Origin of the sequence: Psychromonas sp. B3M02, from assembly GCF_003318165.1 — a bacterium.
GTDB lineage: Bacteria > Pseudomonadota > Gammaproteobacteria > Enterobacterales > Psychromonadaceae > Psychromonas.
In genome coordinates this window covers 1-11,833 of sequence record NZ_QOCB01000036.1, presented here as the reverse complement: position 1 = coordinate 11,833, position 11,833 = coordinate 1, and the positions used below count along the sequence as shown (strand labels likewise).

Genomic DNA, 11,833 nt, shown 5'->3' with positions numbered 1-11,833 from the left:
ACACTGAAGTGGTCGTTGCTAAAGCCAGTAAGCCGGTTAACCCTACAATTAAATGTTTCATCATTATAGTTTCCCGTGAGTTTGTGGCTAATACCAATTGTATTAAATAACTGATCTAAATTTTGCGCCGGAAAAATGGCTTAGTTAGAGGCGTAAGTTGATGTAAATGGTTGTTCCCTTTACGAAACTTACAACGAAAAAATAAGTTGTTTTAACAAGTAAAATAGATCAGTTACTTACTATGATTGGTATTATTAAAGTGAACAGCCAACATGGTAAAAGTGGGCCATCTTGGATGCTAGAGCAAAATCACGGATTAAAATTACCAGATAAGTTACATAGGCCAATTAAATTCGTAACTCAAAATTGTCCAAACTTGCTACGAGCGATAGTCAAGAAAAATCATAAATGCCTAGCGAGTCGTGAGCTGTGCGAGCATCAGGAGTGGCTTTATTATTTTACTTTACCATCATTTCCCTTAAATACCCTTTTGGCAGGGTGGTGGTTTCACGCAGTGAGGCCATCGCCTTGCTAAGCATTCAGGGACAAAAAAGCGTACACACTATTATTCCCTTACTTAAGCATTATTTTTAAATCATTTAAAACTCATATTAAAAAAGGAGTCGGTATACTTTACATATATATTGAAATTTATTTGTAAGTCTCTGTATTTTATTGATTATTTAATTGGCATTTTTTATGCTTTGTTTATATAGCAGCTGTTTTTTGTTGTATAAAAGGAGTGTCATATGTTAAATATCTTAAAGCTTAAAAAAATAATGTTTGTATTGGGTTTCCTATTTAGTAGTCAATTATTTGCAACGACTATTGTGGATACAGTTAATCAAAATGAGTATGTAGGCTGGTGGGACTCTTATAGTTATACCCATGATCTAAATGATGATGGATTTGTGCTTGGGAGTGCGTTGAGTGGTACCTTGGAGGTCAGTGTTGCAGATGATGGTGGCTATTTTGATTTATGGGAGACCATTTTATTTACCGTTGAAGATTTTGACTTTGATACCGGGGGAGTAACATTTGGAAATGGTTTTTCTGGTGACCTTGAAGTAAATGCTCTAGGTGCTTTAAATAGTGATGGTTATTTAGATATTATTGTCTCGTCAGTATTTGGTGACTTTTACGTAGGGGATTCTGTGTTAACTGTTGAAGTGCCAGCTCCTGGGATGTTTTTATTATTTGGTTTTGCTGCATTAGGCATTGCAGTAGGACGTAAAAAGCGCCAATCTTAACAAAATAGTTATTGTCTAATAAGCCTCGTATTTTACGGGGCTTTTTTATAAGAAATATTTATATCATTATTTATTTAAATAGTGGGATTTATTTGTCCAAGTTGCTGACTAAGTACTGTGACATGCTTAATAGCATTTAAGCTGAACCAGTATTGTTCATTTTTTATTTAGTCTGTAACAAGGTTACCCATGAATTTAGTTAAAATATTGCCTGCACTGTTATTGTTCTATTCACTGCCTAATTTGGCAGAAGAAAGTAATGTAAATGCAACTCCAATCAAGCAAAGTAATCTTTATGGTAGTTGGTTCTGTCAGCATAAAATTGAAGAGCCTAATTCTAAAATGCTCATTGATGTGAATTATCGTCTTCAATATAAACAAGATAATACCTCGCAAGGTTATGGTATTTTGTTATTTACCTTATCGGGCATGCCAAAGCTTAAATATAGTATTAAGGATAGTTCAACTTGGCAATTGCAAGGTGACAACTTAACTATGCATTCTCAAAACATCGAGTTTAATAATGTGAGTCATCCTGAGTTGGAATCGATCTTAAGCTTGAAGAAAATATTACCAGTTACTATCAATGAGTCTGGCAAGATCTTGTCGTTAACTAATAATGAATTAACCGTGAAGTCGGATGCGTATAGTGAATTGATTCAATGTGTTAAAGCTTAAAATGGTTAGGATGTAGCCTAACCATTATATTAAGCTTATTTGAAGACTAATTAATCTCGTTTAATGGCACGTAAAATAACGAATTTTTTGTTTTCGGCGATTAATTCACAATCTCCAAAGATACGGGTTAATTTATCTTGATAATCTAAGTGGCGGTTACCAACAATCACTAACTCCCCATTCACTGCTAAACAGAAATGTGCATCGTTAAACATACTCCATGCAATATGATCAGTAATAGCATGTTGTTGGTGGAAGGGTGGGTTACATAGTATTAAATCATAGCTACGAGATTTAAAGCCTACCAAGCCATTATTAACTACAAAACGAGTGTTATCAGAACGTTCTTCTTCAAAGTTCTTCAACATGTTGATACGTGCAGAATCAACGGCCATGTATGACTCATCAATAAAGGTAATTTGCGCATCTGGGTAAGCTTCTGCTGCTGCCATACCAACCACACCATTACCGCAACCCAGGTCAACGACCTTAGTGAAATCGCCTTCAGGTAGGTTATCCATTAAGTAACGGCCACCAATATCTAAATGGTTACGTGAAAATACATTGGCATGGTTATGAATTTTCCAACCTAAACGTTCAATATCCCAAGTGATTGCCACTTCTTTTTCTGGAATGTTTACTTGATCTGGCAAGCTAAATATCAAGCGAGATTTCTTTTTCGCTAAAGACGTTTTAGTCGTACCGATATATTTTTCAAATAACGCTAAGGTTGATTTGTGGATCGCATCGGCTTTGCCTGAAGCAACAATGATCGTATCTTTATCGATAACGGCGCTTAATTGTTGTAATTGATATTCTAAAAACGATAAGGTTTTAGGTACTTTAATCAGTACTACTTTTGCATTTGTTGGTAATGGCTGCAAACTATCTTGAATTAATAGTGTCTCAGTAGGGCATTGATTACGCTGCATATTGAGTTTGATAGAGCCAACAGACAGAAATGAATCGGAGACAACGGTTCTTTCAATGTTTTTGAAATAACAACTTAGTGCACCGAAGCCATCATTGATAATTAACAATTGCGCATCTTCGGTAATGTATTTACCCAATTCGTTTTCGTTAAAATGGTTGATCAGGTATTCATCTGCTGAATCCCATGCTTGTAAGGTTTCATTTTTTCTGCGTGGGTGACGATGTAAAATCAATGTTTGATCTGCAATGATTAATGCTTCATTCATAGGATTAGCCTAGTTATGTAAATAGTGTAAGTTAATAAGGCATTTTAACTTGCTTGCTTGATTAAGGTAAGTGATATTATGCTTGTACTCAAAATGAATAAGGATGAGACGCTTTGTGAATATAATAATAACTAAAAAAACATTAATGAAAGCATTATTAGTCAGTGCTTCATTATTCACTTTAACAGCTTGTGATAACGAAATTGATGATATTTTATCTGATATTGCCGATGGAGAAGATGAAGTCGTTTGTAGTACTGATACGACTACCGTTAACTTCAAACAGATAGCCTATTGGGGGGAAAACGACGAAGATACTCTAGATGATATCGACTTTACTATGTTGACACATGTTATCTATAACAAAATCGGCGTAACCTCTAGCGGCGAGCTGGTATTACCTGATGACACAGGTGATTTTGAAGATATGATTGATGAGGCGCATGACGCAGGTATTTATGCCATGGCATCGATTGGTAACTCAAGTGATTCGGCATTCAATACGATTGCGGCAAGCGATACTGCAATGGATAACTTCATCGATAATATGGAAGATCTCATTGATGATTACGATCTCGATGGTATTGATATCAATTGGCAATTCCCTGAAGGAGATGATGAAGGTGATCTTTTTGAGGACCTAGTCAAAGAGGTCAGTGAATCACTAGATGATGAAGGAAAAATATTTAGTTTTGTCGTTGATACCGGACAAGATGATGATGACACAGATGATGGTGTTCAAGACGATGTATTAGATTACGCTGACTTTATGAATGTCATGGCATTAAATACCACCGATGACGACGATTTACACTCTTCATTAGAAGATGCTGAAGACGCCATTGAATATTGGACTGACCGTTGTGTCGTTAAAAATCGCCTAGTACTAGCAATTCCAGCTTATTCTAAAGGTGATGGTGTGTTGGATTTTAGAGAGATTGTTGATGACGATGATGATAATGCCTGTGTTGATGAAGCTTCTAATGTAGAAGATGAAGATGGTAATAAATACGATGACATTAACTACAATGGTATTCCGACAGTCAACGATAAAACAGAATACGCACAATCTTATGCGGGGGGAGTAATTATCACGTCATTAGAGCAAGATTATTTTGATAGCGATTACTTCTCTATTTTAGCGGCAGTAGATTGGCAAGTCGCAGGCAGTGCAAACGATATTTGCGATTAATTATAAAATATAATTCCATGGTTTTTTTTGTGGTTAAAAGGGCGCATAATAGCGCCCTTATTTTTTCTAACCACATTAAGGTCGTATTATGCCGATTAAAGCCGCTTTAACTGAACGTAGCAACGGATGTTGTGAATTGTGTTCATCTACCGATGAACTGTCTATTTTTGAAGTCCCGCCTGTTAAAGAGCCTAATTCGGATAAATCTATTTTAGTGTGTTCAACTTGTTTAGCTCAAATTGAAAAAAACACAGAAATGGATCATATCCATTGGCGTTGTTTAAACGATAGTATGTGGAGCCAAGTACCTGCGGTACAAGTGACGGCTTTTCGACTGTTTACACGTTTGAGTAAAGCGGGTGAAGGCTGGGCACAAGATCTCTTGGACATGATGTACATGGAAGATGAGCAGAAAGCATGGGCTGACTATGGTGTTGCTGCCGATGAGATTGAAGAAGTTGCCCCAACACGTGACTCAAACGGTACAGTATTAGTGGCTGGTGATAATGTTACCCTGATTAAAGACTTAGAAGTAAAAGGTGCAAACTTTACAGCAAAACGTGGTACACCTGTTCGTAATATCTCTTTGACTGATAATCCAGAACATATCGAAGGGCGTGTTAATGGTGTGCGTATTGTATTGTTAACCACTTACCTTAAAAAGATGCCTTTGTTTGAAGATAAGTAATATTAGTGACATCAAATAACCATTCAACGCACTATATTCAAAAATAATAAAGGCCCTAGCACTTAATAGTGATAGGGCCTTTTAGCAATAATAGCTGTTTTAGTTAATGGCGATTAAAGCACTTTCCAAGTCATGTTTTCACCTGCTTTAATAGGCACGACGATATCATTCCCAAATGCTAATGACTCTGGCACCGGCCATTCTGTTTTTTCTAATGTTACTGTATCTTGATTGCGTGGAACCCCATAGAAGTCAGGACCATTGAAACTAGCAAATCCTTCTAGTTTATCTAACGCATTTTCAGCTTCAAATACTTCAGCATAAAGCTCTAATGCAGCAAACGCGGTATATGAACCAGCACAGCCACAAGCAGACTCTTTTGCGCCAATCGCATGTGGTGCAGAGTCTGTACCTAAAAAGAACTTTTTGCTACCACTGGTTGCTGCTTTAACTAAAGCTGCCTGGTGTGTGTTTCTTTTCAAAATGGGTAAACAATAGAAGTGAGGTTTAATGCCACCCACTAACATATGGTTACGGTTGAACATTAAATGATGCGCAGTAATGGTAGCACCGACGTTATCACCCGCGTTATCTACAAACTCAACGGCATTGGCTGTAGTGATATGCTCTAACACAATCTTAAGCTCTGGGTTTTGTTCAACGATTGGTGATAATACTTCCTTTAAAAATACCTCTTCACGGTCGAAAATATCCACGTGATGTGAAGTCACTTCACCATGCACTAGCAAAGGCATGTTGACTTCTTGCATCGCTTTGAAAGTTGCTTTTAATTTAGTGGCGTCAGTAACGCCTGAATCAGAGTTAGTCGTTGCACCGGCAGGGTATAATTTTGCGGCATAAACATGGCCAGATGCTTTGGCTTTTTTGATCTCTTCTGGTGTTGTGTTGTCAGTCAGGTAAAGCACCATTAATGGTGTAAAAGTCGTTTTTGGTTGTGCAGCTAAAATACGATCACGGTAAGCTAATGCACTGTCAGTCGTCATCACCGGCGGTACTAAGTTAGGCATGACAATCGCTCTCCCCATATACCGACTGGTATCGCGAACAGTATCGGTTAACACATCGCCATCGCGTAAATGTACATGCCAATCGTCAGGTCGAGTGATCGTTAGTTTGCTGCTCATATAATACTCCGTGAGATAGGGGGAATTGATTGGCAATGATTCTAGAAGTTACAATAGGTTAAGTAAAGGGCAAACTGGCTAATATCGGATGGTTTAGTGATTAAACAGAATAACTGCTCATATATATTCACATGAGCAGGATTGAAGCAGCTTAGTTGACGCTACAAAGCCAGTTATGACACGCTTAATTGCTTATAGTGCACTCGAATCGTTTCTGCGATTTGTGCTTTGATGGTAGGCGTAACATGAACAGAGCGTTGTGCTGGAAATAGATCAACCAATGCCTGGACTAGAGGTTGTTGCGCTTGGTCCGATTTTTCTACCCAACTTGCGAGTAAGTCACGATTAATATAAGCAGGCAAAGAGCCTAAGGTACCGACATCGTTTTGACTGTGAATTAATAAACCCGCAGTGGTGCCTTTATCTAGAGTTAATACCTGATAAAAGTATAAAGTATGATAATCCAGTTGTTGATTTAATTCTTCATCGGACGGTGGCGGTAAACGGCTAAACTTATCAGTTAAAATCGCAATATAACAATCGACCACTTGCCTTGCAAAGTCGATAGCAAAGAGTTTCGGCGTGTTTACATCACCTGTAAACCCTTCCAAATAAAAATGCGAAACGCCTCGGTGCTTATTCAAAGAGGGAATATAGAAGTATTGTTCGCCTTGCTCAATGCCACTTTCATAATAGTCACCACTGGCCTGCTGTAGCATTTTGTTGAACAAAGAGGTTTCCGCTGGATCTTCAATCGCAGGGTTTAAATCCGCCATTAGTCGCCAATAACGTTGACCATTTTTTAATTCAGTCCAGCTAACGTGAATATGAATAGAAGGTGCTAAAGGGTGTTGAGGGTGAATAATGGTTGATAGGGCGGTAGCAGATAAAAACGCTTTCTCTGGTTTATCTTCATATTGTACTTGTGACACATTTACAGAGGCGCGATTGAATACACTGTTGGTGGTGGCTTCAAAACGTTGACCACCACCATGAGAACCTTGATCTCTTAGCCATTCAACAGGGGTAAAATCCGTGCCCGTAGAAAGGGTTGATAATTGATTAACAAAGTAGCTTTGTACTTGGCTAAGTTCAGATAAGGCAAATTGTGCTTGGTCAGATGTGGCGAGTACGCGCATGGGCTTCCTATTGAATACAGTCATCGAGGTTAAAGTTAGATGATAGGAAAGGTAATAGTTACTGTAACCCCAGTCAAGTCACTATTATTGGCAATCTTTAAATCCGCGTTATGATAATCGGCAATCATTTTTGCAATATATAGCCCTAAACCTAGGTGAGTATCATGCTGTTGAGCTGTGGGTCTAATGGAAACCATAGATTGAAACAGATCTTGCTGTGTTCCCTCTACTAATAATGGTCCCTTATTATCAATACTCAGGGTTGCGTCTTGTTGGTGTTTTGTCAGGGTGAAAATAATAGGGTCTGTTGAGTTGGAGAATTCCACGGCGTTATGCACCAACTTATCTAATAGTTGTACGATAAAGTCAGGATCTGCATCTATTTGGATATATGGCGACGCTTCGGGGCTGATGAGTGTCGAACTTGGGTAGATCATTTGATAACCTTGGATACATCCATTGACCAGTTTAGTTAAGTCTATTGGTTGTTTATCAAGATCAGATAAACTTTGCTCAATGCGGCTTGCTTCACTCATATTAGTTAATATTTTATGCAAACGGTGAATACCTTGTTGAGATCGTTCAATGTACTTTTGTTGCTGTTTGTCATTAGTGGTTAATGACGATAGATTTTCTAGTGATGAACGTACCACGGCAACCGGTGTGCGTAACTCATGGGACAAGCGCGATGCTAGTTGTTCCACATAATGATGATATTGCGCTAAACGTTGCACCATCTCTTGCATACTTCTTGATAGATCGCCGATTTCATCTTGCTCTGAACTAGCAACGAAGTGGCCGGTTAATCGACCGTTAGTGTCAAGCATGGATTCACTTTGATTACGTAAAGCAGTAATGCGTTTAACCACCTTAGAAATAAACCAAAACAGCACAATACCGGCAATGATTAATATCGCAAACAACACATTAAATAATCGTTGTAAGGTTTGATTGCGTAAACTTAACAAGCCGTGGTTAGTTTCTTCAGCTAATACCGCACCCACAACTTTTCCATCAACAAATATAGGCTGTGCAGCGCTCAATATACTGGCTTTATTATCTGCAGATGATCGCCATTGAGTGCTAGGTGTGCCTGATAATGCTTTGACTATCAATGCATCATTTAAACGGGTAGGGTTATTTTTCTTATCAATAAAATCAGGGTATGGTTGGTCTAAAAACAGCGTATATATGGGCGATATTAAGTGCTCTTGAATAAAGTTAACCAAGCTGGTGTAAGGCTCGCTTTGACCAGATTGATTGTTACTTAATGTCGTTGGCCATGTACCGTTAGCTTGGTGAATATCGCCGGTATTGGCAATCACTCGCTGAAATCTATCGACCACCCATAATCGAGAGGTGGTATGGCTCATCGCCGTTAAAATGTTTTTAATGGCGGGAGAGGGGACTAAAACACTACCTAAACGCTTAACATCTAATAAGTTTGAAGTGGCTATATGTTGGTTAATTTGATTACTGCTACTACTGGAGCGAGTATTGAGTTGAAAACCTAATTTGTTACCTAGTAATGTTAATGGCAAGCGCAACTCTATTTGGTAACCATCATTGGTTGTTTTCCAAATGCCTTGAATGGACTTTTCTCTATTGGCTTTATTGACATAGAGACTATGTTGAGGGTAACGATAAGCATTAAACCAGCCATCACCAGTAACGGAAATAATATAACGAAGTAATTCTCCCTGTGGTGAAGTGAGTGCGATGGTTAAGTGATCACCTTGGGCTAATGCCTGATTTTGAGTTGAGCGAATAAATGGATTGGCATTAGTCACCTTAAAAAACGCATATAAATATCCATTTTGTTTGCCTAACAGCTGTTCAAATTTTACAGGGTTATTTATATCTAATGATGGTGTGGTTGGATAGGTATTTTGAAAGCTAGCAATTTGTTGCCAATCATCCTGGCGCCCATCTAAAATGATAGGTTTATCTAGGTTATAAACATATAGGTCGTGTCCATTTTCAATATCGGTGTTGTCATCAATCTCGCTGTTAAAAAGCGCAGCTCTTTCATGCAATGCAACGGCAATACCGCTGGTGGTGCCGAGTAAAGTTTGCTGTTGCCCCGCTTGTAAAAATCGTTCCATTTCATTAACAAATTGATAAGCAAACCAAGGAAGTAATAAAAATAGACTGCTTAATATTAATAGCTTGCCACGTAACCCCAATTTAATAGACATTACTTTCCACTCTCGGTACTGATATCCCAGCGGTAACCCATGCCATAAATCGCTTTAATTTCATCAAAGTTAGGATCTATGTGTAAGAATTTTTTTCTGATCCTTTTAATGTGTGAAGTGATGGTATTGTCATCTACTAACATGTTTGCGTCGTTCATTAATTGTTGTCGACTTTTCACCATACTGGGTTTATTGGCTAATGCATGAATGATCCAAAACTCAGTGATGGTCACTTCTAATTGAGTATTCTTCCAACTGACTTGCATTTTGTCGTTATCAATCATTAATGCACCGCGGTTTAATACTGGTTGTGTGGTACTTGATTCGGATTGGCTTAAGTCGATGCGCCTAAACAGGGCACTGATCCTGACCATTAAATGCTCTAAACCAATCTCTTTACTGAGATAGTCATCGGCGCCTAGACGTAAACCTGAAATAGTATCAAAGTCATTGTCTCTGGCGGTTAAAAAAATAATAGGCAATGTTGCCGATAGTTGGCGTAATTGCTGGCATAGCAAAAATCCACCGTCGTATTCATGACCTAAACCTACATCAATAATGGCCAAGTCTGGTAGTTTTTGCTGTAAAGCTTGTAAGGCTTGTTCTCGGTCTTCAAAGCCATCCACCTGATAACCATGACGTATCATTAAATCTTGATAGTTTTCACGAATAGCTTGGTTGTCTTCAATGATAGCAATACGTTTCATGATTATTTTTACCCTATAAATTATTTAAAATGCTAAATAGACTTGCCACTTTTTGAACACAATTGATCAGTAGTTTGCCTTTTTTGCTCCCTAATCTTGCCATTTAGGTTTGTTTTAATAGAGACATCAAAACAACAACCTAAGTTGCATTTATTCATAAGGAGCAAAGCTATGACCACACAATCTCAGAAATTATCATCAAATATTAAAAAATCCTTGCTATGTATTACCGCCTTGTCAATGTTAACCGGCGGATTAGTGTTATTGGAAAACTACAGAACAGCCAGAGAAGCGCAGCAGTTTTCTGAACACTTAAAGCAATATTCTCAACCAGTCACAACAAAATCACAAACAGATCAAGCCGAGGTGTTCTTTCAAAAGCATCGAGATAACAGTCTATTAACTACGGATGCTAATGAGTTAGCTAAAATAGCTGAAAAAAATCTCATTAAAAAACCTGAAAATGACTTAAAGTCAGCTAGTATTAATAATGTGAATCAAGCTGTTTCAAAGACGAGGATCCAACAACAAGATCCAAGTCCAGAAAAAGCGAGTGAAATTGATCCAAATGAGATGAACATTTTATTTACGCTATCTTCTTCACAGATTCGCCCTGAGTATAAGTTACAATTATTGGACATCGCTGATTATATAAATGGCCAAGGCAAACAAGCTAAATGGCAAGTGGTAGGACATACCGATAAATCAGGACGTGCTAGTTATAACTTAGCGTTAGCCAAAAAAAGGGCTGATAACGTTGTTAACTTTCTGGTTGAGCATGGTGTTCAGCGAGATCAGCTAACCTTATTCACTTTAGGTGAGTATCAGGCGATGCACTTGGCAAACAGTACCTACAACGCGAGTTTGAGACGGGTGCAGGTGATGCCCTATGAGTCGAGTATTGAAAAGTTAGCTAAGATGATCAGAAAAGACAATCATCAAGCTGAAAAGCAGCAGTTAGCTAAACAATCTGACACTCAATTGGACAGTCAAAAAAATGTAATCGAAAAGGAGTTTCGACACATCAATGAAACATTACAAGAAGATAATAGCACGGTGCAGATAAATACTGACTTGACGCTAGACGATATTAATAAGTTAGAACAAGAGGTTCATATTAATAAATCACTTTCAGACCAATTTAGTAATAGTGCGTTGCTGGTGGATGATGAAAGTCACGTTTTTGAGTCAAACAATAGTAGCTTATCTAGTAAAGCATCCACTTTATCAATTAATGAATCTGAGTCATTGGCTTATGCCTCAGGTTATTCACTTTAAAGGGAGTTACATCATGTCATCACAACAAGATACAAGTTCAAACATGAACGAAACATTTAATATTGGCGAATTAATCAATGCGACTATTATTTCAAGCATTAGTTTATTTTGTTTAATTCACTTTGTTATTTAATGGCACAACTCACTTCATATCACTTAGTGGCGGTATTTAGCCGCCACTGATGCCAGTCTTTATTGTTGCCCCTCATACTTGTCTAAAATTAGTACAATGACTTTAATTAAGGTATTGTTATGTTTTTCTTAAATAAGATTTACATAAAATTATTTGCACCATGGGAGGGTAAATAATTTAAATTATCTGTTTATTTTTCCTTACAAAAAAGAGGTAATTACTGTTA

10 protein-coding genes are annotated in these 11,833 nt (G+C 37.8%); 5 read left to right on the top strand and 5 right to left on the bottom strand.

The annotated features are described in order from the left end of the window. The first annotated feature begins 749 nt into the window (after positions 1 to 749). Together DS885_RS05225 and DS885_RS05220 are read left to right on the top strand one after the other, a co-directional pair. A complete protein-coding gene (locus tag DS885_RS05225) occupies positions 750 to 1,250 on the top strand; it encodes a PEP-CTERM sorting domain-containing protein (protein WP_113818348.1) in 501 nt (166 codons plus the stop codon). Between the two features lie 189 nt (positions 1,251 to 1,439). Next, a complete protein-coding gene (locus DS885_RS05220; protein WP_113818347.1) occupies positions 1,440 to 1,928 on the top strand; it encodes a hypothetical protein in 489 nt (162 codons plus the stop codon). Between the two features lie 50 nt (positions 1,929 to 1,978). Here DS885_RS05220 and DS885_RS05215 read toward each other — a convergent pair whose 3' ends face one another. Continuing rightward, a complete protein-coding gene (locus DS885_RS05215) occupies positions 1,979 to 3,127 on the bottom strand; it encodes a methyltransferase (protein WP_113818346.1) in 1,149 nt (382 codons plus the stop codon). Between the two features lie 115 nt (positions 3,128 to 3,242). Here DS885_RS05215 and DS885_RS05210 point away from each other — a divergent pair, with 115 nt between their 5' ends. Further along, positions 3,243 to 4,319 carry a glycoside hydrolase family 18 protein gene (locus DS885_RS05210; protein ID WP_181817699.1) on the top strand — a complete coding sequence of 359 codons (1,077 nt, stop codon included), beginning with the start codon at positions 3,243 to 3,245 and terminating at the stop codon, positions 4,317 to 4,319. An 88-nt stretch (positions 4,320 to 4,407) separates the two neighbouring features. Then, on the top strand, positions 4,408 to 5,007 hold the full coding sequence (locus DS885_RS05205) for a PhnA domain-containing protein (RefSeq protein ID WP_113818344.1): 600 nt from the start codon (positions 4,408 to 4,410) through the stop codon (positions 5,005 to 5,007). A gap of 113 nt (positions 5,008 to 5,120) precedes the next feature. Here DS885_RS05205 and pyrC read toward each other — a convergent pair whose 3' ends face one another. The 4 genes from pyrC to pdsR form a co-directional block, all read right to left on the bottom strand. Further along, on the bottom strand, positions 5,121 to 6,152 hold the full coding sequence (gene pyrC / locus DS885_RS05200) for a dihydroorotase (protein WP_113818343.1): 1,032 nt from the start codon (positions 6,150 to 6,152) through the stop codon (positions 5,121 to 5,123). Between the two features lie 173 nt (positions 6,153 to 6,325). Further along, positions 6,326 to 7,291, bottom strand: a complete 966-nt coding sequence (locus tag DS885_RS05195) for a coproporphyrinogen III oxidase (protein ID WP_113818342.1) — start codon at positions 7,289 to 7,291, stop codon at positions 6,326 to 6,328. 35 nt (positions 7,292 to 7,326) lie between these two features. After that, positions 7,327 to 9,489: a proteobacterial dedicated sortase system histidine kinase gene (gene pdsS / locus DS885_RS05190; RefSeq protein WP_113818341.1), complete on the bottom strand. Its 2,163-nt coding sequence runs from the start codon at positions 9,487 to 9,489 to the stop codon at positions 7,327 to 7,329. Next, on the bottom strand, positions 9,489 to 10,196 hold the full coding sequence (gene pdsR / locus DS885_RS05185; RefSeq protein ID WP_113818340.1) for a proteobacterial dedicated sortase system response regulator: 708 nt from the start codon (positions 10,194 to 10,196) through the stop codon (positions 9,489 to 9,491). Before pdsR ends, pdsS begins: the two co-directional genes overlap by 1 nt. A 171-nt stretch (positions 10,197 to 10,367) precedes the next feature. On the opposite strand from pdsR, the gene DS885_RS05180 reads away from it, so the two are divergent. Continuing rightward, complete coding sequence (locus DS885_RS05180) at positions 10,368 to 11,474, top strand: OmpA family protein (protein ID WP_113818339.1); 1,107 nt, start codon at positions 10,368 to 10,370, stop codon at positions 11,472 to 11,474. Positions 11,475 to 11,833 lie beyond the last annotated feature (359 nt).